Origin of the sequence: Streptomyces sp. TN58, from assembly GCF_001941845.1 — a bacterium.
Lineage (GTDB): Bacteria > Actinomycetota > Actinomycetes > Streptomycetales > Streptomycetaceae > Streptomyces.
This window is the reverse complement of the sequence record NZ_CP018870.1, coordinates 6432503-6458115: the sequence shown is the minus strand read 5'-3', so window position 1 is coordinate 6458115 and position 25613 is coordinate 6432503. Positions and strand designations below refer to the sequence as shown.

General features: G+C 72.2%; 20 protein-coding genes. 11 read left to right on the top strand and 9 right to left on the bottom strand.

From position 1 onward, the window contains the following. Positions 1-68: 68 nt before the first annotated feature. From BSL84_RS29020 to BSL84_RS29010, 3 genes are all read left to right on the top strand, one after another. Positions 69-1130, top strand: coding sequence for a helix-turn-helix transcriptional regulator (locus tag BSL84_RS29020; RefSeq protein ID WP_075971493.1), 1062 nt, complete (start codon positions 69-71; stop codon positions 1128-1130). 228 nt (positions 1131-1358) lie between these two features. Continuing rightward, on the top strand, positions 1359-2000 hold the full coding sequence (locus BSL84_RS29015; protein ID WP_045323596.1) for a DUF4142 domain-containing protein: 642 nt from the start codon (positions 1359-1361) through the stop codon (positions 1998-2000). Positions 2001-2009: 9 nt separating this feature from the next. Next, positions 2010-3392 (top strand): DUF1996 domain-containing protein, encoded by a 1383-nt coding sequence (locus BSL84_RS29010; protein ID WP_045323597.1) that lies wholly within the window; start codon positions 2010-2012, stop codon positions 3390-3392. Between the two features lie 501 nt (positions 3393-3893). Here BSL84_RS29010 and BSL84_RS29005 read toward each other — a convergent pair. After that, positions 3894-5000: a PucR family transcriptional regulator gene (locus BSL84_RS29005; protein ID WP_420711205.1), complete on the bottom strand. Its 1107-nt coding sequence runs from the start codon at positions 4998-5000 to the stop codon at positions 3894-3896. A gap of 766 nt (positions 5001-5766) precedes the next feature. Here BSL84_RS29005 and BSL84_RS29000 point away from each other — a divergent pair. The 5 genes from BSL84_RS29000 to BSL84_RS28980 all read left to right on the top strand — a co-directional run bounded on the left by BSL84_RS29000 (position 5767) and on the right by BSL84_RS28980 (position 11676). Continuing rightward, the gene (locus tag BSL84_RS29000; RefSeq protein ID WP_075971492.1) at positions 5767-6636 is read left to right on the top strand and encodes a hypothetical protein; all 870 of its coding nucleotides are present in this window, start codon (positions 5767-5769) and stop codon (positions 6634-6636) included. A 29-nt stretch (positions 6637-6665) separates the two neighbouring features. Continuing rightward, a complete protein-coding gene (locus BSL84_RS28995) occupies positions 6666-8081 on the top strand; it encodes an NADH-quinone oxidoreductase subunit NuoF family protein (RefSeq protein ID WP_234308500.1) in 1416 nt (471 codons plus the stop codon). Between the two features lie 137 nt (positions 8082-8218). Next, positions 8219-9229, top strand: coding sequence for an SCO0930 family lipoprotein (locus tag BSL84_RS28990; RefSeq protein WP_075972293.1), 1011 nt, complete (start codon positions 8219-8221; stop codon positions 9227-9229). Between the two features lie 138 nt (positions 9230-9367). Continuing rightward, positions 9368-9946, top strand: a complete 579-nt coding sequence (locus tag BSL84_RS28985; protein ID WP_075971491.1) for a hypothetical protein — start codon at positions 9368-9370, stop codon at positions 9944-9946. A 155-nt stretch (positions 9947-10101) separates the two neighbouring features. Further along, complete coding sequence (locus tag BSL84_RS28980) at positions 10102-11676, top strand: alpha/beta fold hydrolase (protein WP_075971490.1); 1575 nt, start codon at positions 10102-10104, stop codon at positions 11674-11676. A gap of 97 nt (positions 11677-11773) precedes the next feature. Here the strand turns inward: BSL84_RS28980 and BSL84_RS28975 are convergent, their stop codons facing one another. Both BSL84_RS28975 and BSL84_RS28970 read right to left on the bottom strand, forming a co-directional pair. Next, positions 11774-12187 carry a PaaI family thioesterase gene (locus BSL84_RS28975; protein ID WP_030026384.1) on the bottom strand — a complete coding sequence of 138 codons (414 nt, stop codon included), beginning with the start codon at positions 12185-12187 and terminating at the stop codon, positions 11774-11776. A 46-nt stretch (positions 12188-12233) separates the two neighbouring features. Further along, positions 12234-14267 (bottom strand): NADPH-dependent 2,4-dienoyl-CoA reductase, encoded by a 2034-nt coding sequence (locus BSL84_RS28970; protein WP_075971489.1) that lies wholly within the window; start codon positions 14265-14267, stop codon positions 12234-12236. A 172-nt stretch (positions 14268-14439) separates the two neighbouring features. Between BSL84_RS28970 and BSL84_RS28965 the strand changes: the two genes are divergently transcribed. Then, a complete protein-coding gene (locus BSL84_RS28965) occupies positions 14440-15243 on the top strand; it encodes a hypothetical protein (protein WP_075971488.1) in 804 nt (267 codons plus the stop codon). On the opposite strand, the gene BSL84_RS28960 is transcribed toward BSL84_RS28965, so the two are convergent. From BSL84_RS28960 to BSL84_RS28940, 5 genes are all read right to left on the bottom strand, one after another. Then, a complete protein-coding gene (locus BSL84_RS28960; protein ID WP_075971487.1) occupies positions 15218-18250 on the bottom strand; it encodes an alpha-mannosidase in 3033 nt (1010 codons plus the stop codon). The two genes, BSL84_RS28965 and BSL84_RS28960, sit on opposite strands and share 26 nt — an antisense overlap. 78 nt (positions 18251-18328) lie before the next feature. Then, positions 18329-19186 carry a carbohydrate ABC transporter permease gene (locus tag BSL84_RS28955; protein ID WP_030026389.1) on the bottom strand — a complete coding sequence of 286 codons (858 nt, stop codon included), beginning with the start codon at positions 19184-19186 and terminating at the stop codon, positions 18329-18331. Continuing rightward, entirely contained in the window at positions 19183-20058 is an 876-nt protein-coding gene (locus BSL84_RS28950; RefSeq protein ID WP_075972292.1) for a carbohydrate ABC transporter permease, read from the bottom strand. The genes BSL84_RS28955 and BSL84_RS28950 overlap by 4 nt, the downstream gene beginning before the upstream one ends. Positions 20059-20081: 23 nt before the next feature. Next, positions 20082-21419, bottom strand: a complete 1338-nt coding sequence (locus BSL84_RS28945; protein ID WP_234363548.1) for an ABC transporter substrate-binding protein — start codon at positions 21417-21419, stop codon at positions 20082-20084. A 293-nt stretch (positions 21420-21712) separates the two neighbouring features. Continuing rightward, positions 21713-23128, bottom strand: a complete 1416-nt coding sequence (locus tag BSL84_RS28940; protein WP_030026394.1) for a serine hydrolase domain-containing protein — start codon at positions 23126-23128, stop codon at positions 21713-21715. Positions 23129-23328: 200 nt separating this feature from the next. Here BSL84_RS28940 and BSL84_RS28935 point away from each other — a divergent pair, with 200 nt between their 5' ends. Further along, positions 23329-24387, top strand: a complete 1059-nt coding sequence (locus BSL84_RS28935; RefSeq protein ID WP_045323103.1) for an AraC family transcriptional regulator — start codon at positions 23329-23331, stop codon at positions 24385-24387. Between the two features lie 77 nt (positions 24388-24464). Here BSL84_RS28935 and BSL84_RS28930 read toward each other — a convergent pair whose 3' ends face one another. Further along, positions 24465-24830, bottom strand: a complete 366-nt coding sequence (locus tag BSL84_RS28930) for a hypothetical protein (RefSeq protein ID WP_030033640.1) — start codon at positions 24828-24830, stop codon at positions 24465-24467. 191 nt (positions 24831-25021) lie between these two features. On the opposite strand from BSL84_RS28930, the gene BSL84_RS28925 reads away from it, so the two are divergent. Further along, positions 25022-25582 carry a universal stress protein gene (locus tag BSL84_RS28925; RefSeq protein WP_075971486.1) on the top strand — a complete coding sequence of 187 codons (561 nt, stop codon included), beginning with the start codon at positions 25022-25024 and terminating at the stop codon, positions 25580-25582. Positions 25583-25613: the final 31 nt, after the last annotated feature.

The window sequence follows — 25613 nt, the reverse complement described above, 5'->3', positions numbered from 1 at the left end:
CTGTGTCGTGGTGAAGCCTCGCAAGCAATCACGACACCGAGTGTCATGTATTCGGCTAGCGTTTCCGGGTGCGCGCCGATCGACTGGTCTCCCTGGTACTGCTGCTGCGGCAGCACGGCCGGCTGTCGGCGACCGCGCTGGCGGAGGAGCTGGAGGTGTCGACCCGCACGGTGCTGCGCGACATCGAGGCACTGTCGGCGGCGGGCGTGCCGGTGTACGCCGAGCGCGGCCGGCACGGCGGATTCGGCCTGCTGCCCGGTTTCCGGACCGAGCTCACCGGGCTGAACCACGACGAGGCGCTCGCCCTGCTGGTCGCCGGCTCGCGGCGCGGCGCGCAGGCGTTCGGGCTCGGCTCGGCGCTCGCCTCGGCCATGCGCAAGGTGGTCGACGCGCTGCCCGAGAGCCAGCGGGCCGCCGCGGCGGGCGCCGCGCGGCGCCTCCTGATCGACCCGGACACCGACGCCCTCGCGCGGCGGCTGGTGTCGGAGGAACTGCCCGACGCCGTGGTGGCCGCGATCCGGCGCGCGGTGTTCGCCGGACACCGGCTGCGCATCCGCTACCAGGCCGCGGACCAGGCAGCCCGGTGGCGCACGGTGGACCCGATCGGACTGGTCACGGTGGGCGGCCAGGGCTACCTGCTGGCCACGCGGGCCGGCGCGGACCGCACCTACCGGCTGTCGCGGGTCCTGGCCGCGCAGGAGCTGTCCGAACCGGCCCGGCGGCCGGAGCGGGTCGACCTGGACCGGGCCTGGCAGGAGCGCAGCCGGCGGTTCCGGGAGGGCGCCGAACAGGTCGCCGTACTGGTACGGGTGGACGCGGCGCGCCGGGACGAGCTGGCGGCCGGCGCGGTGGCCGTTCTCGCCGACGCGGCCGGCGCGGACGCCGAAGCGGGTGCGGACGCCGAAGCGGGCACGGACGCCGACGGCCGGCTGCGGATGGAGGTCGCCTTCCAGGACCGTAGGCACGCCGAGTGGGCCCTGTGGCAGCTCGCCCCGGACGCGGAGGTGCTGGCCCCGCAGTGGCTGCGGGACTCCCTGCACGCGCGCGCGGCAGCCGTCGCCGCCCGCCATGGAGCACCACGCTCGGTCCCGTCGGCCGACGGGACCCCGAAGGCGCGCCCCGGGCGCTAGCGCGTGAAGATATCAGCCTTTCGGGAAAGCGCCAGAGTGTTTGTCCGATGGTGATGTCCTCCGGCAAGTGCGTCACGCCGGGCACTACCGTCCCGTGACACCCCCGGGAATGCGGGTGTTGCACCGCACGACGCTTGCGGAACCTCCCTGCCCCGCCACCTTCCCGGCCCCACGGAGCAAGGAGGCACATTGCTGTCATCGCGACGGAGAAACGGCCGAGGCTGGTCGATGGCCACCCGGTACTCGATCGCGAGCGGCGTCGTCATCACCGCGCTGGCGCTCACCCTGATCGCCCTGCTGGTCCCCGTGGACAAGTTCGGCAGCCGGGCCACAGCCGCCACCACCGCACCCGCGGCGGGCGATGACGACGGCCTCGGCACGGTGAGCACGGCGTACGGGCCGTTGACGGCCGCGGACCGCGACTTCGTCCGCAAGGTCCGCCTGGCCGGGCTGTGGGAGGGGCCCGCCGGCCGGCAGGCCCAGCAGCGCGGGACCCGCCCCGCGATCCGCACGGCCGGGGAGCACCTCGTCGACGGCCACGCCGAACTGGACCGGCAGTCCATCCAGATCGGCCAGGCCCTCGGCATCGACCTGCCCACCCAGCCCAGCGCTCAGCAGCAGGAGTGGCTGGACCAGATGAACCGCGCCAAGGGAGACGAGTACGAGCGGGTGTTCACCCAGCTGTTGCGCCGAGCGCACGGGAAGGTGTTCAGCCTGCTGGCCGGGATCCGGGCGCAGACCCGCAACTCCATGGTGCGAGCCCTCGCCACGTCCGCCAACGCCACGGTGCTGGACCACATCACGGTCCTTGAAAACACCGGGCTGGTCGACTTCGACGGGCTCTCCGACAATGTCCCACCGACGAAGTGAAGTGATCGCATGAGGCAAAAGGGCCACAAGCGCCCCCGGTTGACGACGAAGCTCGTGGGAGTGGTCTCCGCGCTCGTGCTGGGCGGCGGCGGCGTCGCCGTCATCGCCGGCAACGCGTCCGCGGGCCAGGACGGCAACCGCAAGTCACAGTTGATGACCACCATCGACTGTCCCGACGTCGGGGACAAGCTCACCTCCGTACCCGAACAGGCCAAGCCCGAGGTCGACGCGAACCTGGCCAAGCTGGACGACCAGGTGGCGGAGGCCTACCGGCGGCTCGCCGCCGGTGAAGCGCAGGGCGACGCCCTCCTCGGAGACCTCAAGGGGCAGCGGGAGAAGACCATCAAGGGCGTCCAGGACGCGATCGGCCGGGTGGCCCAACCGCCTCAGGAAATCGCCCAGTTGAGTGCCTGCGAGATGAAGAAGGCCCCCGCCGAGCAGGACGGCGCAGCGGGCGAGGCAGCGGTGAAGGCCGGTGCCGACGCCAAGTCCGCCGCGGCCGGCAGCAAGAGCGGCCCGGCCAAGAGCGACTTCGTGAACATCACCAAGGTCCGCCCGAACGTCAACAAGCCCAGGGTCCAGGGCGGCGCCTCCAACGGCTCCTTCAGCGTCCAGTGCGGCCGCAACGACAACGGCCACTTCAACCCCGACAACGTCATCGTCGCACCCGGCGTCTCCAACGGCGCGCACCACATGCACGACTACGTGGGCAACGTCTCCACCGACGCCTTCTCCACCAACGACAGCCTCGCCAAGGCGGGCACCACGTGCACCAACGGCGACCAGTCCTCCTACTACTGGCCCGTGCTGCGACTGCGTGACGGCAAGGTCGAGCGGGACGCGAAGGCGCCCGGCGGCGGCCAGGACGGCAACGTCGGCACGATCCTGAAGCCGAAGCAGGTGACGATCGAGTTCAAGGGAAGCCCCGTCGGCAAGGTCAAGGCCATGCCCCGCTTCATGCGCATCATCACGGGTGACGCCAAGGCCTTCTCGAACGGCAACGCCAATGCCAACGCCTCCTGGAGCTGCACGGGCTTCGAGAACCGGCAGCTGAAGGACAAGTACCCGATCTGCCCCAAGGGCAGCGACGTGGTGCGCACCTTCACCTTCCAGAGCTGCTGGGACGGGCGCAACGCCGACAGTGCCAACCACCGCACGCACGTGGCCTTCCCCGACCGCAACGGCCGCTGCCAGAAGGGCTTCACCGCCATCCCGCAGCTGGTGCAGCGCATCGTGTACGGGGTCGCGCCGGGCTCCCGCATCGCCGTGGACAGCTTCCCGGAGCAGCTTCACAAGCCCGTGACCGACCACGGCGACTTCATCAACGTGATGTCGGACGGCCTGATGAACAATGCCGTCCGCTGCATCAACGACGGGCGCCGCTGCCGCTGACCCTCGCGGCGGGGTTCCCCCCAACCACTTCCGGGGCGGGCGCTCCCCCTTTCCTCACCCCGCGCCCGCCCCGGGACAGGTGCTGGTCCGAAGACGGCTTCGGACCAGCACCTCTTTTGCGTTCCGGGCCCCCGGCCCCGTTACGGAGGGCGGGACCAGGGGGCCTGGACGCCCCGTCGGCCGGGCCGGCAGGACCGGCCCGGCCGACCCACGGCCCCCGCACCACCGTTCACACCGCTCACACCCTTCACGCCCCTTCACACCGCTCACACCGCTCACACCTTTTCCACCGCCGTCACCGCCGTACCCCCGCCGGTTCGTCCCCGCCCGCCCCTCGCAGGCGTGTGAGCGGCGGACGGCGGGACCGTCGACGGAGACGGCCGCGGCGGGGTGGTGGTGGGGAGGCGGCGGGGGACGGTGGGGTGGGTGGTCCGTACGGGCACACGAAAGCGCCCGGCCCGGCCCCGTGACGACGGGGCCGGGCCGGGCGCTTCGGTTGCGTCAGAGGCCGTTGACGCGGGCCATGCGGCCGACGACGACCGGGGTGAAGTCCGCCTGGATCACACGTGCCGTCCTACGGGTCACGCGTGAATGCTGGCGCCGCACCTGGGCCATCAGGCGGCGGCTGCGCAGGGCCATCTCCAGCTCGAACCGGGTCCGCGGATCGCGCAGGCCGGTTCCGAAGAGCTTCTCCAGCTGGCGCATGCGGTACCGAACGGTCTGCGGGTGCACGCTGAGGGCCTTGGCGGCCTCGGGGGCGCCGCCGCCTTCGAGCCAGGCGAGCAGGGTCACCTCCAGCCGCTCGCTCTGGCGCGGGGTCAGGTCGGCGAGGGGTCGCAGCCAGCGGGCGGCGAGAGCGTGGGCGAGGGGTTCGTCCTGCAGCAGGAGCAGTGTGGAGAGGTGGTCGTCGACGAAGACGGGCCTGGCCTCCAGGCCCGGACGGCTGGGCGTCAGCGCCGCCAGACGCAGGGCCCAGCGCAGGGACGAGGCCGTGTCCCGGAGCGGGACGGCGTGGCCGACGGCCGCGAACCGCCCGCGCAGAAGGTGCTCCAGCGGTACGCGCACCTCCGGGTCAGGGCTCGGGACCAGCAGGCACGGCCGGCCGGCGAACATCCCGACGAGGGCGTCGTCCATGGCGCTCGCGAGCTGCTGGGCCTCGCCGGGCGTGGCCGGAACAATGGCCCGTACGGCCAGCGGGAGGGGCCATCCGGCCGCCTCGGCGAGTTCGGTGAGGGAGCTGTCGGACGCGACGCGGTCGTCGGTGAGGGTCCTGAACAGCTCCTGGCGGGCCCGTTCGCCCGGCCGGTTGCCTTCAACGGCCTCCTCCGTTTCCTCACCGTGGTTCACTCGCAGGCGCTGCCGGGCCGTGTCGCGGACACCGCCGCGGGAGCCGGGGCGGGCCTCCTCACGGATGTCGTCCCGCCGGCCCTCATGCGTTATCTCGCATTCATACGGCGCCTCCCTGCTGCCGGCCGCGCTCCGGCCCACCGTCTTGAGCCCGCGCGCGGGCTCGGTTTCGACCTGGTTCTCCGCCAGATCCTCGTACTCGTCCGTTTGTTCCAGGGATCGGTCCTTGTATCCGAGAGTGGTGAGGAGTGCCTCTTCCACCCTCTGCCGGAGCAACTCTGCGTCAATGGCATCGTTGTCATCGACAAGTGCGGAAAATTCCGGAATTCCATGCAGAAGCTCCTCCACTATCTCGGCGGCCAGTGCGGGGAGTTCCCTGCGCAGGACGCGCGTCCACTCGCCTCGGGGGCGGGACCAGATGCGGTTCAGAAGTTCGCACATCGTTTTCCTCGTTCGTGCCGGGGTGAGGCCTGCCCGGGGAAGAGCGGCAGACCCGCCGAGGTTGCGTCTCGCGTCAACTTCTCTGTTCGACAGGAGAGTTACGGCCCTCGTACTCCCTCCTGAGAGAGGTCCGGCCACCCGCGATCCCGCGACTTTGCCTGGTTTTTGCCTTCCGGGACGCGTAGACGGCGAGCGGAGCGGCGGCCTGTCGCAACCTCCGCTGGAGGGGAATCTTCCGGTGTTGTTCGATGCGCCGGAGACACGCTGCGAGAAATTATCACGTTTCGATAAATCCTGTGGAGCTGATGTGCAGCTCCACGATGCTGCTGCACTCCGGCCCCAAGTTCCCTCGGCCGGCGCGGAGTTTCACAGCGCGGCCGGGCAGAGAACGACAACGACCCCCGGGGTCCCGAGCGCCAGGTGGATCGCTCGGTGCCCAGGCGCACAGGAGACCTGGATGCCCTTGCCCCAGCCGCACATGCCTCGCCCACACAGGGCCCGCCGTAAGAGCCGACACGCGGCATCGGCTCCGACCGCCGGACGGAGGGCCGTTCGGCGGCCCTCACTCCTGCCCACGTCCGGACGGATGAGTCCGGGCGCCATCTGCGCCGTCGGCGCGGCCATCGCCTCCGTCACCGTGGCCGCCCGCGCCGGCGCCTTCTCCCAGTTGTGGGAGTTCCTCGACTTCGGGGCGGGCGTGCTCTCGCTCGTCTCGCTCACCTCGACGGTCCTGTGGGGAGTGGTCTCCACCGACCGGCTGTTGCTGAAGTCGGGCCACCGGCTGCTGGCTCAGGGCGTGCACCGCGGTCTCGCCGTGTCCGGCCTGGGCTTCCTGGCCCTGCACATCTGGGTGAAGGTCGCGGAACAGCGGACGAGCGCGTCCGCCGCGGCGCTGCCGTTCACCGACGTCGGGCAGCCGGTGCTGGTCGGGCTCGGCAGCCTGGCCGGATACCTCTTCGTCGCCGTCGCGGTCTCCGGCGCGGTGCGCAGCGTGTTCGCCACCAACGGCCGGTCCCTGTGGTGGCGTGCCCTGCACTTCGCCGCCTACCCCGCGTGGGGTGCCTCGCTGGTCCACGGGTTGAAGGCGGGGCGCGCCGCCGACCTCTATGTCACGGTGTCGTACGGCCTGTGCCTGCTCGGCGTCGCGGCCGTGCTCGCCTTCCGCGTCAAGGCCAGGATGGCCGAGGAGCCGGTGGGCATCCCCGGCGTGGCAGGCGTTGCGCAGCAGCCCGTCGTGGCCGCCGTCCCCCGGCCGCGGCGTGAACCGCGCGCGCGGGCGTCGAGCTCCCGGGAGAAGTTCACCGGTCCGGCCGCTCCGCCGTCGGACGACGGTCCCGCTCTGACGGCCGTGTACGCGGCGGACCCGGCCGGCGCCTACATGGACGCCGGCCGGGGCATGGGCGGCGGCACCGGTGTGGACGGCGACCAGTTCGCCACCCGGGAGTGGCGGCTGTGAGCGGCTTCCCGCGCCCAAGCCTCGGCTGTGTGGGCGCTCCCAGACTGCTGGCCGGCCTCGACCAGGCGCCCCGGCTGGACCGTGTGGCGCATCTGACCACGCACGGATCGATGCCGCGCTACCGGCCGGACGAGCTCGTCGACCTCGCCGAGAACATCGACCTGCGGGGACGCGGCGGAGCCGGGTTCCCCTTCGCCCGGAAGCTGCGCGCCGTCATGAGCGCGGCCGGCCGCGACGCGGGGACCGCTGTCGTCGTCAACGCCAGTGAGGGCGAGCCCAGTTGCCTCAAGGACAAGGCGCTGCTGCTGCACGTCCCGCACCTGGTGCTCGACGGGGCCCTGCTGGCCGCTGCGGCGATCGGCGCCGAGGACGTCGTGGTGGGTGTCACCCGGCCCGACGTGGAGCAGTCGCTCCGCGCGGCCGTCGCCGAGCGCGGACCCGCCGGCCGCCAGGTGCGCGTACAGGCTCTGCCCGAACGCTTCGTGACAGGTGAGAGCACCTCCATGGTGAACGGCCTGAACGGCGGGCCGACGCTGCCGTCGGGGCAGAAGATCCGGACGAGCGAGCGGGGCCTGGGCGGCCTGCCCACCCTGTTCTCGAACACCGAGACCTACGCCCAGCTCGCCGTCGCGGCACGGCTCGGCGCGCTGGACTACCGGTCCGTCGGCCTGCCGTCCGAGCCCGGCACCGTCATGCTGACCATCGCCGGCAAGACGGTCGTCGAGGCTCCCCTGGGCACCTCACTGGCGTACGTGCTGGAACTGTGCGGCCTCGATCCGGGCCAGGGTGTCCTGGTGGGCGGCTACCACGGCAAATGGCTGGATCCGGGGTCGGCGCGCATCGCCGATCTCTCCCGCGGATCCCTCGCTGCCTTCGACGCGGTCCTGGGCGCGGGCGCGGTGCTGCCCCTGCCGGAGGACACCTGCCCGGCCGGTGAGGTGGCCAAGGTGGCCCGGTGGATGGCGGACGAGACCGCCGGCCAGTGCGGCCCCTGCTTCCGGGGGCTGCCCGCGCTGGCCGACGTACTGGAGGACGCGGTCAGGGGCGGGGGCAGAACGGCTCTGGAAACCATCGAAGCCCGGATGAAGGTGGTACGGCGCCGCGGCGCGTGCAGCCATCCGGACGGGACCGCGGCCTTCGTGGCCTCGGCGCTCGCGGCGTTCCCGGACGAGTTCCGCGACCACGCGCTCGGCAGCGGCTGCGGCCGGCGGGTGGTGGGGGCACTGCCCCTGCCGAAGGAGGAGACCCCGGAGGAGCGGCTGGTGGTGGACTGGACCCTGTGCAGGGGCCACGGGCTGTGCGTGGACATCCTCCCGGACGTCGTACGGCTCGACGCGGACGGATACCCGTCCCAGGCTTCGATGCCCGTGCCCGCGCAGCTGCGGCAGAAGGCGCAGCGCGCGGTGCGCCGGTGCCCGGCGCTGGCGCTGCGTATGCAGGACTGAACCAACTTCCCCCGGTTCAATGTTGGCGCGATCTGACAAATTCCCAAGGAGATCGACATAGTCCGCCACTGGCCCCGTAGAAATTACCCAAGGCACGAGAACGCGAATCCTGACTCGAAGGAGAGATCGTGAAGAAGATGCGTCGTGGAGTATTCGCCGGGTCGGCCGTCGCGGTATTGATGCTGACCGCCGCCTGTGGTGGGGGCGACAACTCCGCGGGAAAGGGTGATTCGGTCCAGCCGGTGGGCGACAGCAAACAGGCGGGCTCCGGCTACGACGGATACGGAGGCGGTTCGGGCGCGGTCCCGGCGGCCGACAGCGTCAAGGCCGGCCCGGCCGGGGAGCTGAAGGTCAGGGCGTCCACGGAGCTCGGATCGACGGTCACCGACAGCGCGGGCTTCACGCTCTACCGGTTCGACAAGGACACCCCCAAGCCCCCGAAGTCCAACTGTGAGGGCGACTGCGCCACTGCCTGGCCGGCCGTCCCCGCGGACGACGCCTCGGCCGGTGAGGGCATCGACAAGACCCTGCTCGGATCCGTCGAACGGGCTGATGGGACCAAGCAGTTGACGCTGGACGGCTGGCCGGTGTACCGCTACGCGAAGGACACCAAGGCGGGCGACACCCTCGGTGAGGGCGTCGGCGGCACCTGGCACGTCCTGGCCCCGGACGGCAAGCCCGCCAAGGCCGGCGGCGGTGCGGGCTCCGGTGCCGACCCGAGCGCGGGCGGCGGTGCGGGTGCGGGCTCCGGCGCGGGCCAGGCCGGCGGGCAGGAGCAGGCGAAGGCGGACCCGATCGGCGTCAACCGGAACACCAAGCTCGGCCCCATCCTCTCGGACGCGGAGGGCCGCACGCTCTACCGGTTCGACAAGGACAGCGCATGGCCGATGAAGACGAACTGCCTGGGCGCCTGCCTCAATACGTGGAAGCCCGTCTCGGCTGTGGACAAGGAATTGGTGAAGGGAATTCCCGCCGAATTGGTGGGCACGTTCAAGCGGCCTGACGGCACCGAACAGCTGACGATCGACTGCTGGCCGATGTACACCTTCACCGGCGACAAGGAGCCGGGTGACATCAACGGACAGGGCAAGCAGGGCGTCTGGTTCGCGGTGTCCGACAAGGGCAAGAAGGTGACGGCCACCGGCTGAGGCCGGGACGGCCGGCCCGCCCCCATGGGCTCCCCGTTCCACTGAAGCAGTACGACACCCCCGAAAGACGCGTGGTGCCCGGGCCCCTCCCCTCCCGGGCACCACGACTCCTTTTCCCGATCAGCCCGCGAGGTCTCCATGCCGTCCACAGCCCGCCCCGCCCACCGGATCCGCCCGTCGCTCGCGGCCGCCGCCGCGGTGTGCGCCGCCGTGCTGCTGTGCGGGGGGTGCGCGGGCGACACCACCTCGCCGGCCGGCTCGGCGAAGGAGGCCGCCGCGGACGCCCCGGCCACACCGACCGCCCCTGCCACTCCGGCCGCTCCCGGCATCTCGATCGAGGAGATCGCCACGGCCATCGGCTGCACCGCCGAAGTGGGCGTGGAGGCGGACGAGTTGCGGCAGGGCGGCTGCCAGACCGCTCAGGGCGCCTTCCGCATGGCCACGTTCGCCGCCCAGCAGGGGCTGCGCGCCTGGCTGGACGAGGCCCGGGCGTACGGCGGGGTCTACCTGGTGGGCGACCGGTGGGTCGTCACCACCCAGTCGGCGGACGCTCTCAACGCGCTGCGCGAACGGCTCGGCGGATCCGTGGAGACCGGTACCGAGCACGGCGGCGGCTCCTCCTCCGGGCACACCGGCCCCGGGCACACCGCTCCCTCCGGCGCCGCGACGCCCTCCGAGCACACCGGCCACCAGCCGACTCCCGCCGTGGGCAGCTGAGTTGGCGGCCGGCGCGATGACGGCGCGTCGGCCATTGTCCTGATACCGGCTCATTCGCGAGGAGCACACGGCTCGGCCCTTCGGGATGATTCCGCCGAGCCTTCCTGTCCAACAGGCTTGAGGTGTACGCGACTTCCTCCGAAAGGACTGGCTCCGTGCGCCTGAAACACCTCACACCACTGCTCGCCACCGCCGGACTCATCGCCACCACCGTCCCCCTGCTGGCCTCGGCGCAGGCGGCTGCGGCCCCCGCGGCCGAGCACCTCCGGCAGAAGCCCGCATGGCAGCGGTGCAGCCCCGAGCAGCCGGCCTCGTACGAGTGCGCCACGATCAGGGTCCCGCTCGACTACAGGCGCCCCGAGGGCCCCACGATCGACATCGCGATGTCCCGGATGAAGAGCGAGAACCCGGCCAAGCGGCACGGCGTCCTGCTGCTGAACCCGGGCGGCCCCGGCGGCTCCGGTCTCGATCTGCCGCTGCTGATGGACGGGTTGATGCCCAAAGAGGTACGGGAGGGCTACGACCTGATCGGCTTCGACCCCCGCGGGGTCGGTGGCAGCAGCCCCATCACCTGCGGGCTGGAGGACGCCGAGCAGCACTTCGACCGCCCCTACCGTGCCGAGACCTTCCCCTCCGACGTGGCATGGGCGCGCACCGTCGCCGACAAGTGCCGTGAGAAGTCCGGCGCGGTACTCCCCCACATCACCACCCGCAACACGGCGCGCGACATGGACACCATCCGCGCGGTGCTGGGCGAGGGGAAGATCTCGTATCTGGGCTACTCGTACGGGACCTATCTGGGCGCGGTGTACTCGCAGATGTACCCGGAGCGCACCGACCGCTTCGTGCTCGACAGCGGGGTGGACCCGCAGCGGATCTGGCGCGGGATGATCCAGGTGTGGGCCACCGAGGCCGAGCCCGCCTTCGCGCGGTGGACGCGGTGGGCGGCGCAGCGGTCGGGCGAGTTCGGGCTCGGTGACGACCCCGCGGAGGTCTCCGCCACGTTCTGGGGGCTGGTGGAGCGCGCGGACCGCGAGCCGATCGACTTCGAGGGCACGAAGGTCACCGGGGACATGATCCGGTCCGCGCGCGGGGTGTTCTTCTACCCGGCGCAGGCCACGCCGCTGATCGCGGCCCTGAAGGCCGCGGCCGAGGGCAGGCCGCAGGCGGCGGGCACGGACGTGCGGGGGCTGAAGCTGCAGCTGCTCGGCCGGGCGGCGGAGCAGCCCGCCCCGGACAACGGCACGGCCGTCTTCTGGGCCGTGGTCTGCGGGGACACCGGCAGCTGGCCCCGCTACACCGAGCAGTACGAGCGCGACGCGGCGAAGGACAAGGCCAGGTACCCGCTGTACGGGGACTTCGCGTCCAACATCAAGCCGTGCGCCTTCTGGGACCGGCCGGCGGAGTCGGCGACGCCGATGCACAAGAAGGCGAACGTGCTGACGGTGCAGAACGAGTGGGACTCGCAGACCCCGCTGACCAGCGGCCAGGGCCTGCACCGGGCGCTCAAGGGCTCGCGGATGGTGCTGGCGGGCGGCGGTGAGGGGCACGGCGTGTACCTCTTCGACGCCGCCTCCTGCGCCAACGCCCCGGTGAACGCGTACCTGGCCACGGGCCGGCTGCCCGCCCAGGACGTGACCTGCCAGAACCCGCCGGCGGACGCGGCCGGGAAGCGCGGTTCGGGCCGTTCCGGTCCGGTGCCCCTCCCGGGGGCTCCCGGGCGGTTCTGATCCGGGCCGGGAGTCCGGCCCGGGACGACGCCCCCTGCCCCGGCCGCCGGATCCAGGCGGCCGGGGCAGGGGGCGTCCGCGCGTGCGGCGGGGGCCGTCAGCCGAGCAGGGCGTAGACGGTGGAGGCCGTGGCGGCCGGTTCGCCGGCGCCTTCGGGGGTCAGGGTGATGTCGGCGAAGGCCATGCGCCTGCCGAGCTTGGTGACCCGTACGTGGATCAGTACGTCGGCGTCGACGACCGGGCGCTGGAAGCTCGTCGACTGCTGGACGGTGGTCATCGGGCCGTACCCGCCGCGCGCGGCGGAGATCGCGATGACGGTGGCGGTGTCGGCGGCGGCCATCATGGCCTGACCGGAGAGGCCGCCGCCGTCGCGGGCGAGCTCCGCGGACCAGGGCAGCCGCAGGACGGCGTGCCGCTCGCCGGTCTCCTGGACGGTCAGTCCGAGGGCGAGCACCCAGGGGGCGAAGTTGTCGGCGAGGATCTTGTCTGCGTCTGCGGGAGAGAACGTCACCGGGAGATTGTGGCGGCCCGCCCGGACCGCCACAATCCCCTTTCGGTCAGAGCTTCGCGGCCAGCTCCGTGCCCTGGCGGATGGCGCGCTTGGCGTCGAGCTCGGCCGCCACGTCGGCGCCGCCGATCAGGTGGGCGTCGACGCCGGCCGCGCGCAGGGCCTCGTACAGGTCACGGCGCGGCTCCTGCCCGGTGCACAGGACGACGGTGTCGGCGGGTACGAGGCGCTGCTCGTCGCCGACGGTGATGTGCAGGCCCTCGTCGTCGATGCGGTCGTAGGAGGCTCCGGCGACGGAGACGACCCCGCGGTGCTTGAGCTCGGCGCGGTGGATCCAGCCGGTGGTGGTGCCGAGGCCGGCGCCGACCTTGGTGGCCTTGCGCTGGAGCAGGTGGACCTGGCGCGGCGGCGCGGGCCGCTCGGGGGCGGTGAGGCCGCCGGGTCCGGTGTAGGCGGTGTCCACGCCCCAGTGGCGGAAGTAGACGTCCGGGTCCTGGGAGGCGCCCTCGCCGCTGTCGGTGAGGTATTCGGCGACGTCGAAGCCGATGCCGCCGGCGCCGACGACTGCGACGCGCTCGCCGACGGGGGCGCCGTCGCGCAGCACGTCGAGGTAGCTGACGACGTTGGCGTGGTCCACGCCCTCGATGTCGGGGGTGCGGGGGGTGACACCGGTGGCGACGACGACCTCGTCGTAGCCCCGGAGGGTCTCGACGTCGGCGCGGGTGTCGAGGCGGACGTCGATGGCGTGGGCCGCGAGCTGGGTGCCGAAGTAGCGGATGGTCTCCTCGAACTCCTCCTTGCCCGGAATACGGCGGGCGATGTCGAGCTGTCCGCCGATGTGGCCGGAGGCTTCGAAGAGGGTGACGGCGTGGCCGCGTTCGGCGGCGGAGACCGCGCAGGCGAGGCCGGCCGGGCCGGCGCCGACGACGGCGACGCGCTTCTTCAGCTGGGTGGGCGACAGCACGAGCTCGGTCTCGTGGCAGGCGAGCGGGTTGACCAGGCAGCTGGTGATCTTGCCGCTGAAGGTGTGGTCGAGGCAGGCCTGGTTGCAGCCGATGCAGGTGTTGATGGTCTCGGGGCGGCCGGCCGCGGCCTTGGCGACGAAGTCGGCGTCGGCGAGGAAGGGGCGGGCCAGGGAGACGAGGTCGGCGCGGCCGTCGGCGAGCAGTTCCTCGGCGATCTCCGGGGTGTTGATGCGGTTGCTGGTGACGAGCGGGACGGAGACCGCGCCCATCAGCCGCTTGGTGACCCAGGTGTAGGCGCCGCGCGGGACGGAGGTGGCGATGGTGGGGATGCGGGCCTCGTGCCAGCCGATGCCGGTGTTGATGATGGTGGCGCCGGCCGCCTCGATCTCCTTGGCCAGGTGGACCACCTCGTCGAGGGTGGAGCCGCCCGGGATCAGGTCGAGCATGGAGAGGCGGTAGATCAGGATGAAGTCCTCGCCGACGGCCTGGCGGGTGCGGCGGACGATCTCCAGCGGGAAGCGGACGCGGTTCTCGTAGGCGCCGCCCCAGCGGTCGGTGCGCTTGTTCGTGGCGGCGGCGATGAACTCGTTGACCAGGTAGCCCTCGGAGCCCATGATCTCGACGCCGTCGTAGCCGGCGAGCTTGGCGAGGCGGGCGGCGCGGACGAAGTCCTCCACCGTCTGCTCGACCTCGGCGCCGGAGAGCTCGTTGGGGACGAAGGGGCTGATGGGGGCCTGGATGGCGCTGGGGGCGACCAGGTCCTTGTGGTAGGCGTAGCGGCCGAAGTGGAGGATCTGCATCGCGATCTTCCCGCCCTCGGCGTGCACGGCGTCGGTGATCACCCGGTGCTCGGCGGCCTCCTCCTCGGTGGTGAGGCGGGAACCCCCCTCGAAGGGGCGGCCGGCGTCGTTGGGGGCTATGCCGCCGGTGACGATGAGGCCGGCGCCGCCGCGGGCCCGCTCGGCGTAGAAGGCGGCGAGGCGCTCGAAGCCGCCCTCGTGCTCTTCGAGGCCGGTGTGCATGGACCCCATGATCACGCGGTTCGGGAGGGTGGTGAAGCCGAGGTCCAGGGGGGTCAGCAGGTGCGGGTACCGGCTCTGGGAACTGGGCGTGCTCATCGGGTGTGCCTCCTCGCGCGGGGTGATGAACCTGTTCTAGCGAGCCGCACGCGGTTTTGCAACTAGGTGCATAACCAGCTGGGAGGCAGCGGGGCCCCTTTCCCCGTTCCTGGGCCCGGGCGCCCCGCCCCCCTGTGGCGGAGTTCACGCCGCCCCGCGTAGCGTGAGCCGGATGACCGACTCCCCCGGGCACGCGCCCGACGGCGTGTCCGACGCAGAGCTGGCCCGGCGCTGGCTCGCCGAGGACGGCGTCACGCAGACCGGCCCGGACACCTGGTACGACGCCGAGCCGCCGGCCCGGGTGCTCACGACGCGGGACGTGTGCGACCACCTCGGCTGTCTCGCCTTCACCGACGACTCGCTCGATGTCCCGGGCCGGCTGCGGGTGGCCCTCGGGCTCATGGACCTGCTCGGGTGGCATCCGCTGGTGACCCATCAGATCCACAGCGCGCACCTGGGCCCGCAGGGTCCGCTACCGGCGGAACTGCTGTGGGGCGGCTACCGCCGCCGGCTGGAGTCCGAGCGCGAGCACGAGGCGATCACCTGCTCGCTCTGGTTCGACTGGTTCGAGTACGCCCCCACCGCGGCCGAGGCCTTCGCCGAGGTGCTGGGCGACGACCGCGAGCGGCTGCTGCCCGGCGCCCCGGAACCCCTGCTGCGCCGGGCCCGGCGGGTGCTGGAGCACTCGGGCCCCGTGCCCTGGGGCGACAAGGTCGCCACCTTGCGGGCGGCCGCCCGTGTGCCCGCCCTCCACCACGCCGTCTTCCGTGCCGTCCTGCGCGGGCACCACGACAGCTACGGGAGCGTCGACCCCGCCCAGGGGCTCGACCTGCTCGACCTGCTCGACCGGCTGGCGCCGGCGCCGACCACCGAGCGCCTGCAGGCACTGCGCGACGCGCTGGCGGCGGTGTCCCGGCCCGAGGGGGTCGGGCCGGGGTCCGCCGGGGCGGTCAGGGGCGGCGGAGGCGGAGGGTGACGATCTGGAAGGGGCGCAGGGTCAGCGGGACGGTGTCGGCCGGGGTGGGAACGCCCACCGCCGATCCCGCGAGGGGCCGTTCCAGCAGGTCGCTCTCGACCGCGCCCGTGATCGGGAAGCTCGCCGTGAGGGTGGCCGTGGCACGGCCGCCGCGGGACTCGTAGAGGCGGACGATCACGTCGCCGCCGCGGTCCTCGGCGAGCTTGACCGCCTCGACCACCACCGCGTCCGAGTCCACCGCCAGCAGCGGGGCGACCGGGCCGGCACCTGGCACGGTGCGTTCCGGCAGGTTCAGCGCGTGGCCCTCACGGACCGCGTCGCCGATCCCCGCGCCGGGCGCCAGCGAGAACCGCAGGGTGTGGGCGCCCTGGTCGGTCTCCGGGTCCGGGTAGCGCGGGGCCCGCAGCAGGGAGAGCCGTACGGTGGTGGTCTGCCCGCCGTCGGGCCGTACGTCGCGGGTCACGTCGTGCCCGTACGTGGAGTCGTTGAGGAGGGCCACGCCCCAACCGGGCTCCTCCGCGTGGATCCAGCGGTGGGCGCAGATCTCGAACTTGGCCGCCTCCCACGAGGTGTTGGTGTGGGTGGCCCGGTAGACGTGCCCGAACTGCGTCTCCGACGCCGTCCGGTCGGCCTTCACGTCCAGCGGGAAGGCTGCCTTCAGGAACTTCTCCGTCTCGTGCCAGTCGACGTCGGTGACGATGTCGAGCGTCTTCGCCCCCGCCCTCAGCGTGATCTGCTGGACCGCCCGGGAGCGCCCGAAGGAGCGGGTCACCCGTACCGTCGCCGACCGGGGTCCGCTCTCGGCGACCTCCAAACCGTCCAGGCCGTCGAGGTCGTCGAGGTCGGTGACGTTGTTGCGGTAGAACTCGTCGACGTCCCAGGCGTCCCACATGTTGGGGAAGTCGGGGTGGATCTGCAGCAGGTTCGCCGCGCGCCCCGGGGCGACCGCCTCGCGGCGCGCCCGGAGGTCGTGGACGGAGACGACCAGTCCGCGGGCGTCGATCTCCACCACCAGCAGGCCGTTGGCCAGGACGTGTCCGCCGCCGTGCCGCTCCTCCACCGTGACCGGCTCCGGCGGCTGCGCCGGGCGGCCCGCTCCGCCCGCCGGGATGCCGCGGCGGGCGTGCGGGGCGCAGTTGAAGACCAGCTCCTCGGTGCCCTCCCCCGCCAGCGCCCGCTGAGCGGCGAGGGTGATGTCCCGCAGCTCCTGCGCCACCCGTCCGTACGTCTCGCGGGCCTCGCGGTGCACCCAGGCGATGGAGGACCCCGGCAGGATGTCGTGGAACTGGTGGAGCAGCACCGTCTTCCAGATGCGCTCCAGGTCCTCGTACGGGTAGGCGTATCCCGGCACCCGGACGGCGGCGGTCGCCGCCCACAACTCGGCCTCGCGCAGCAGGGATTCGCTGCGCCGGTTGCCCTGTTTGGTCTTGGCCTGGGAGGTGTAGGTGCCGCGGTGCAGCTCCAGGTAGAGCTCGCCGGCCCATACGGGCGCGTCCTCGTACTCGGCGCGGGCCTTCTCGAAGAAGGCGTCGGGCCGTTCGATCTCGATGCGCGGCGAGCCTTCGAGGTCGCGCTGGCGGCGGGCGCGTGCGAGGTGCTCGCGGGTGGGGCCGCCGCCGCCGTCGCCCCAGCCGAAGGGCACCAGCGATCGTGAACCCCGGCCCTTCTCGCGGTAGTTGCGGGCGGCGTGCGCCATCTGGGCGCCGCCGAGGTCGGAGTTGTAGGTGTCTACGGGCGGGAAGTGCGTGAAGACGCGGCTGCCGTCGATGCCCTCCCACCAGAAGGTGTGGTGGGGGAAGTCGTTCACCTGGGACCAGCAGATCTTCTGGGTCAGGAACCACCGGGAGCCGGAGAGCCGGACGAGCTGCGGCATGGCGGCGGTGTAGCCGAAGGAGTCGGGCAGCCAGACGTTGTGCGTGTCGATGCCGAACTCGTCGAGGAAGAACTTCTTGCCGTAGAGGAACTGGCGGGCCATCGCCTCGCCGCCGACCATGTTGGTGTCGGACTCCACCCACATGCCGCCGACCGGCACGAACTGGCCGTCCGCGACCTTCTTCTTGACGCGTTCGAAGAGCTCGGGCCGGTGGGTTTTGATCCAGTCGAGCTGCTGCGCCTGCGACATCGCGAAGACGAGGTCGGGGTGGCCGTCCATGAGGTGGACCATGTTGGAGACGGTCCGCGCCACCTTGCGTACCGTCTCGCGCAGCGGCCACAGCCATGCGGAGTCGATGTGGGCGTGGCCGACGGCGCTGATGCGGTGCGCGGAGGCGTTGGCGGGGGCTGCGAGGACGTCGGCGAGGTGTGCGCGGGCGGCGGCCGCCGTGCCGGGCACGTCGGAGAGGTCGACCGCGTCCAGGGCGGCGCCGAGGGCGCGCAGGATCTCGTACCGGCGGGCGTCGCCGGTGTCGAGCTGCGTCATGAGCTCGTAGAGCACGTCGAGGTCCTGGACCAGCTCCCAGACCTCGGTCTCGAAGAGGGTGAGATCCATCCGGGCGAGGCGGTAGAGGGGCCGGTCACCACTGGTGCGCAGGTCGCCCTCGTAGGTGGCGCGGTGGTCGACGAGGACCGGATTGGCGGCGGCCTCGACGTACCATTCGATCCGCTCGCCGCCCTCGGCGCGGTCGGCCACGCGTACCCAGTCGTTGTACGGGTTGAGCGCCTTGATCCCGGTGCCGTCGGCGCGGTGGACCAGGCCCTCGCACTGGAAGCCGGGCATCATCCGGTCGAAGCCGAGGTCGAGGACGGCCTCCACGGTCCGTCCGGCCCATGCGGCGGGGACCGTTCCGGTGACCTTGAACCAGGTGGTGCCCCAGGCCGGACCCCACGTGTCGCCGGGTGCGCAGGGCTCGTAGGGTGCCGCCAGGCCCTCGGCGACGGGTACGGGCTCGCCCGGCGCGTCCCAGCGCTCGACGGTCAGCGGGAGCGGGCTGGAGTGGACGGCGGGCCTGATGCGCTCGTGGAGGACCCGGCGGAGGCGGTGCTCGGTGATGCTGCGGTCGTCATGCATGACAGCTGCTCCTGCTCCCGGAGGTGGTGGTCGTCGGTACGGAGGGCATGCGGGCGCGGGCGGGTCGGGCGGTACGGTTCACAGCTTGACGGCTCCCTCGCCCACGCCCTTGAAGAAGAAACGCTGGAGGGCGAAGAAGAGCAGCATCATCGGCAGGAGCGCCGCCATCGCGCCCGCCGCGATGAGCCGCTGGTCGTTGACGGTGGTGGCGCCGGCCAGGGTTTTCAGGCCTAGCTGGAGGGTGTAGTGGTCGCTGTCGGTGAGGACCAGCAGCGGCCACAGGAAGTCGTCCCAGGCACCCATGAAGCTGGTGATGCAGACGACGGCCAGAGCGCCCTTGGCGGAAGGGACGAAGACCCGGGTGAAGCGGGTCCACTCGCCCGCCCCGTCCAGGACGGCGGCCTCCTCGACCTCCCTGGGCACGGCGAGGAAGGCCGCGCGCATGACCATGATGTTGAGGACGGAGACCGCGCCGGGCAGCCAGACCCCGACGAGGGTGTCGACCAGGCCCATCTCACGGACCGTGAGGAACATCGAGATCATCACGGACTCGAAGGGGAACATCAGGGTGGCGACGAGGACGGTGAAGACGACCTCGCGGCCCTTCCAGGCGGCGCGGGAGAGGGCGTAGCCGCCCATCGCGGCGAAGACCAGGTTCGAGGTGACCGCGAGGGCCGCGACGACGAGAGTGTTGCCGGCGTACTGGAGCAGTGGGAAGGACTCGGCGACGCGGACGTAGTTGTCGAGGGTGGGCTGTGTGGGCAGTACGCCGTCGTACACGTTCTCGGTGCGGCCGCGGATCGAGGTCAGGAACTGCCAGGCGATCGGACCCAGCATGACCACGAGCATGAGCAGCAGCGTGGCGTACCGGGCGGCCGGGCCGAGCCGGCGGCGTACCGGGTCGCGGCCGCGCCGGGGCGGAGGGGGCGCGGTCATGCCTCGTCCCCCTTGGTCAGGCGGCGGCCCAGCAGGCTGAAGACGAGGGTGAGGAGGAACAGCAGGATCGACACGGCGCAGGCGTAGCCGGTCTCGCCGGAGAAGCCGAGGCCCACCTGGCGGATGAGGAACGGCAGGGTGCGGGCTCCGCCGCCGGGCCCGCCGCCCTCCCCGCCGAGGATGTAGATCTCGGTGAAGACACGTAGCGCCGAGATGGCGGAGAGGGTTCCGACGAGGAGCATCATCGGCTTCACCTGGGGGACGGTGATGCTGAAGAAGCGGCGGACGGGACCGGCGCCGTCGATCGCGGCGGCCTCGTGGAGGGAGGCGGGGACGTTCCCGAGGGCCGCGAGGTAGAAGACCATGTAGTAGCCCAGGCCCTTCCACACGGTCACGATCATCGCGGAGACCAGCAGCATCGTGCTGTCCGTCAGGAACGGGACCGGCTCGGAGACCAGGTGGAGCCGCCGGAAGACGGTGTTGACGAGGCCGTCGCTGCGCAGGACCCACTGCCAGATCAGCCCGACGACGACGGCGGAGGCGATCACCGGGGTGTAGAAGGCGGAGCGGAAGAATCCGATGCCGGGGATCTCTGCCTGGACGAGGACGGCGAGGGCCAGCGGCAGCAGGACCAGGCAGGGGACGACGACCACGAGGTAGAGCACGCTGTTGCCGGTCGCGACCCAGAAGCCGGGGTCGGCGAGGGCTCGCCGGTAGTTGTCGAGGCCGACGTAGCCGCCCCCGCGCAGGATCCGGGCGTCGGTGAAGGAGAGGACGACGGTGTTGACGAACGGCCACAGGCTGAACAGCAGCACCATCACCAGGCCGGGGGCGAGGAAGAGGTACGGGGTCCACCACGTGCGGTGGGGCAGTCCGGTGTCGCCGCCGCCGGCCGTCACGGGCGGGCCGCGTCGGCGAGGAGCCGGTTCGCCGCTTCCTCGGCCCTCTTCACCGCCGTCCGGGCGTCCTGCTCGCCCTTGATGGCCTTCTGCACCTCGCGTACGACGGCGTCGCCGACCTGGTTGGTCCACTGGACGGGGGTGTTGGCGTCGAGGGCGGCGCTCTTCAGCTGCTCGGCGCCGACCGCGCGGGCGAGCGTCTCGGCGTCCCTGCCGTCGCCCCTGTCGGCGAAGAACGGGTCGGCGAGGCCTCGCGCGTTGGAGGGGTAGATGGTGGCCTTCCTGGAGAACTCCACCTGGTTCGGGCCGTTGGTGACCCACTTCGCGAACTCGACGGCCGCGTCCGGGTGTTCGGTGTCCTTCCGGATGCCGAGGGACTGGGCGTAGATGCCGATGTGGCCGAGGCGGCCGGTGACGGCTCCCGCGACCTGCGTCTTGGCGTACACCTGCGGGGCGTTGCGCTTGATGTCCTTGACGAATCCCGGGGAGCCCGGACCGAAGACGAGTTTGCCGCCGCCGTAGAGCTGGTTGATGTCGTCGGACTTCAGGAGGGACTCCTTGGGCATGGCGCCCTTGGCGTAGAGGTCCTTCATCCGCTCCACCCATTCGACGGCCTTGTCGGTGTCGAAGGTGAACCGGTCCTTGCGAGGGCTGAGCAGGGGGACGCCCATCTTCTGCCAGTCGCCCGGCAGGCGGCCCTTGGGGTCGGCCATGAAGGCGGAGTACCGGCCGCCGGACCGGGCGGCGATCTGTTCGGCGTAGTCGAAGAACTGCTCCACGCTGGTGGGCGGCGCGGCCGGATCCAGGCCGGACCTCTCGAAGAGCTCCCTGTTGTAGGTGAGGATCTCCGGGGTCACGTACCAGGGGTAGGCGTAGACGCTGTCGCCCCTGCCGGGCAGCTTGAACTGCTCCCAGGCTCCCGGTACGTACTCCCCGGCCGTGTCCCCGCCGAGCTTCGCGACGTCGGCGAGCAGGCCGCGGTCGCCGAGCAGCTGGAAGGAGTCGGTCGAGAGGTTGACGACGTCCGGAAGGGTGCCCGCCTGCGCGTCGGCGACGAGCTTCTCGTTGTAGCCGTCGCCCGGCACGTCCTCCCAGTCGACCTTCACCTCGGGGTACTTCTCCTCGAAGGCGTCGATGACGGCCTGTACGTAGCCGGTGAAGGCGGGCTTGAGCTGGAGGGTGCGGAAGGTGATCTCCCCGGCCGCCTTGCCCGTTCTCTCGGCCTCCTTCGCCTCCCCCGCGCCGGCGCCGCCGAGCCCGCACGCGGCGGTCGACATCAGGGCGCCGGCCGCCAGCGCGGCAACGGCCGTACGGAACGGGTTCGAACGGGTCATCCTCGCCGCCTTCGCAGAAGTCCGGCCTCGTCGCCGGAGGCGGTGCCCACGGTCGCCAGAGGCCAGGACCCCGTCAATGAGGCCGAGCCGCCCCTGGCCGAGGACGCACGGGCCCGGATCCCCGCACCGCCGGGAGGACAACCCCCAAACCCGGCCGCTCTCACCCCCTGTGAGCTGGACTGATGCGCTTCAGCACGAAGGGCGCGGCGGGGCGCGCCGATCCACCGGCGGACCTTCGCGCCCGGCTGCTTTCGACCCCTTGCCGACCGTCTCCCCGACCCCGCCCGTGCGCGTCAGCGGGGGGAGGTGCGGGGGGCGCAGCGCATGCCGATGTAGCAGCAGGGGGTGCCGTCGACGAGGGCGGCGAAGACGACCGGCAGCCAGCTCTCGCCGATGGAGGGGCCGGGGCCGGCCGCGGCGAAGACCGTCGCGCTGAGGGGCACGAGGTCGAGTTCCAGGGGCGGCGAGAAGTCCCGCATGCCGTCGGCGAACTCGTAGCGCAGGTGGGGGGATCCGCCGGGTCCGGCGGAGACCGTGATGACGACGCCCTGGCGCCGGTAGGTGCCCAGGAGCGGGGTCATGTCGACCGTCGGCGGGTGTGCGGGCGGTGCGAAGGCGGGGGGCGTCCGGACTTCGGCCAGGTCGGCGAGGAGCTCGCGGAACAGGTCGGTGTAGAGGCGGCGGGCGCCGCCGCCGTTGGTGAGCAGGACGGCGATGACGTCGGCGCCGGGGACGACGCGCAGGTAGCCGTACTGGCCGGTGGCGGCGCCGTCGTGGCCGTAGCCCGGGACGCCGTTCCAGTCGTAGAGCGACCAGCCCAGCCCCCAGCCGTCCGCGCTCACGGTCCACCGGTCGGGGACGTCGACCTCCCACCGCTGCATGGCAGCGACGGCGCGGGCGCCGAGGACCTGCGTGCCGTCCGCGGTGGCGCCGCCGTCGAGGTGCATCTTGGCCAGCCGCAGCACGTCGCCGGCGCTCGCCAGGACACGTCCGTACGGTCCGGCCGAGCGGGGCATCATGTCCCAGGCCGGCGCCGGTTCGGGCTCCGGCCCGTCGCCCGGGAGGTGGCCCATCGCCGTACGGAAGGCCAGCGCCTCCTCGGGCAGCGTCATGGTGCGGGTCAGGCCCAGGGGGGCGACGATCCGCTCCTTCAGCGCCTGGTCCCAGGTGCGTCCGGTGACGACCTCGACGATGCGGCCGAGGACGTTGTAGCCGACGCTGCTGTAGGAGACGGCGGTGCCCGGCGGGCAGTCGAGCGCGATGTCGCGGGCGGCGCTCACGTATGCGGCCAGGCAGTCGTCGCCGCGCCCGCCGTCGTGGGTGAAGTCACCGGTCAGGCCGCTGGTGTGGCTGAGCAGCCGACGCACGGTGATCGCCCTGACCGCCGAGGGGGATCCGGCCGGGCGGAACTCCGGCAGGATCTCGCAGACGGGCGTGTCCAGGTCCAGTTGGCCGGCGTCGACGAGCTGCATGACCAGGGTGGCGGTGTAGACCTTGGCTATCGAGCCGAGCTGGAACACCGAGTCGGTGGTGGCCTCCACGCCTGTTCCGCGGTGCAGCAGGCCGCTCGCCAGTTCGTGGATCCGCCCGTCGGTGAACACCGCGAGGGTGGCGCCGGGTACGTGGTGGGCGGCGCGCAACGCGTCGAGGCGGCTCTGCCAGTGGGCAGGTGAGAACGTCACGTCGGGTCCTTCGACTCGGTCGGTCATGCCGTGGTCCACGCCACCGTAGGCAGGTGCCGTGGGCGGCCATAAGGACCTGCACGCGTCAGCGAGGGGACCACCGACGCCATCCCGGAGCGGCTTCCCGCCAGGTGGGGGCGGTTTCGCGCCGCCGGGGCGGGCCCCCCGCGCCGTGCTGCGGGCCGGACGGGCCCGCTGGTCCGGCCGGCTGGTAGCGTCACCCGACCATGCAGTCTCATCACGCCCGCGGAACCGTCTCCGTGCACCTCGCCCGTTTCGTCGTCGGCGCCGTGCGCCGCACGGGCACGGGCGCGGGCACGGACAGGTTGGCCCGGTTCCACGACCTGGGCCCGGAGGTGCTGGGCAACGACCTGGCCCGGGTCTCGACCCCGTCGGCGCTCGCCGTGTGGGAGGAGCTGACGCTCTCCGAGGCGGGGACGGCGGTCGGCGCGCTGCTCGCCGAGGAGGCGCCGATCGGCACCTTCGGCCTGTGGGACTACCTGGTCACCAGCGGCCCCAGCCTTCGGGACTCGCTGCGCCAGGTGGTGGAGTACAACGCCGTCATCGCCGACCCGGCCAACGAGAAGCTTCTCGTCGAGGAGGACGGGCGGACCTTCACCATCCGGCACGCGACGGGCAGTTGGGGGCCGGACGTGGTCGAGGCCATCGACTGGTTCGCGCTGGCGATGTTCCTGACCCGGGCGCGGGCCGCGACCGGCCGCGCTCTGGTCCCGCTGCGCGTCGGCGTCACGCACGGCGCGCCCCGCGCGTACCGCCGGCTGGCGGAGCTGTTCGGCACCACCCGCATCGACTTCGGGGCCCCGTACAACTCGATCACCTTCCACGACGACGACGTACGCGCGCCGCTGCCCAAGGCGCAGCCGGGCCTGGACCGCCTCCTGGCGCACCAGGCGCGGCTGACCCTGGCGGCCGCGCAGCCGGTGGTGCTCTGGCAGGACAGCTTCCGGATGGTTCTCGCCGGTGCCTTCCGGGAGGGCAGCGTGAACCTGGAGTACGTGGCGGGGCGGCTCGCGATGAGCCCGCGGACGCTGCAGCGGCGGCTGCGCGAGCTGGGTACGACCTGGCGCGAGGAGGTCGAATCCGTGCGCCAGGAACGGACGATGGAGCTGCTGCGCGGCACCGACCTGCCGCTCCACCTGATCGCGGCCCAGGTCGGGTACAGCGACCTGCGCGCGCTGCGGCGGGCGGTGCGGCGGTGGGACGGGCGGGCGCCCCGGGACATCCGCAACGCGGCGGGAGCCGCCGCGCCGGCCCCGGGCGGCTGACGGCCGCCGCGGGCGGCCGACGCCCGCACCCTTGGCCGTGCCTGCCGGATCGACGGGACCGGCCGCCCGGTCCTGCTTCACTTCATGGGGTACTTGGTCTTCTCGGCGAGCTTGCCGTCCTTGAAGCAGAAGCGGAACACCGTTTCCGCGCCCAGCTCGGTGTCGGCGCCGGAGATGTACCAGGCGCAGGTGCTGCCTTCGGGCTCGGCCGGACCACCCTCCTTGAGGGCCTCCTTGACGAAGCTCTCGCCCGACGGGAGCTTCGCGCGGACGTCGTTCTCCGCGTCGCCGACCTTCACGCCCTCGTAGACCGCGGGGTCGACCACGGTCTTCTCGGCCATGTCGAGGACCTTGCCCATGCCGAAGACCACTACGGCGAGCACGCCGATGCCCAGCACCAGCGCTATTCCGCAGCCGATCAGACAACCCTTGCGCTGAGCCACGCCCGTTCCTCCAAGTCGCTTCGCGTCCGGCGGCGATCGCCTGGACGCTCACACCCTCGCAAGGGGCAGGGGGTGCGGGCTGTCCTCGAAAGTCGTCACCCGCCGCAACGATCGTCGTTCGAGGCCGACCCCCGCGGGGCGTGTATACAGGGACAAGAACGACCTTCCGGGCGAAGCGAGAGGAACCCACCGTGAGTGAGCCCCCCATCGAGCCTCTGATCGTCGTCGGCGTGGACGGCTCCGGCCACTCCAGGCGGGCGGTGCGCTGGGCCGTGGAGCAGGCCCGGCTGATCGGCGGCCGGGTGCACGCCGTCATGGCCTGGGACTGGAACCGCAACCCCTTCGCCCTCGGTATGGCGGAGGCACAGTTCGCCGAACAGGTTGCGTCGACGGCCGAGGAGGCGGCCCGCCGGAAGCTGGCGGACACCGTCACCGCGGCCGTCGGCGCCTCCCCCGGCGTGCCGGTCTTCCGCCGCGTCGAGCAGGGTCCGCCGGCGCAGATCCTGGTGGACGCCTCGAAGGAAGCGGAGCTGATGGTGGTGGGGACCCGCGGGTACGGCGGCTTCAAGGGCGCGCTGCTGGGCTCGGTGAGCCAGCAGGTCGTGCAGTACGCCGCCTGCACGGTGGTCGTCGTCCGCGAGAGCCGGGACGAGGGCCGGGAGGACGAGGGCCGGGAGGGCGGGGCTGAGGAGGGCGGGGCCGGGGAGGGCCAGGGTGAGAGCCGCGAGGGCGGGGGCGGGGGCAGCGCCTGACCCGGCCTCAGTCCCTCGGCGCCCGGCCGCC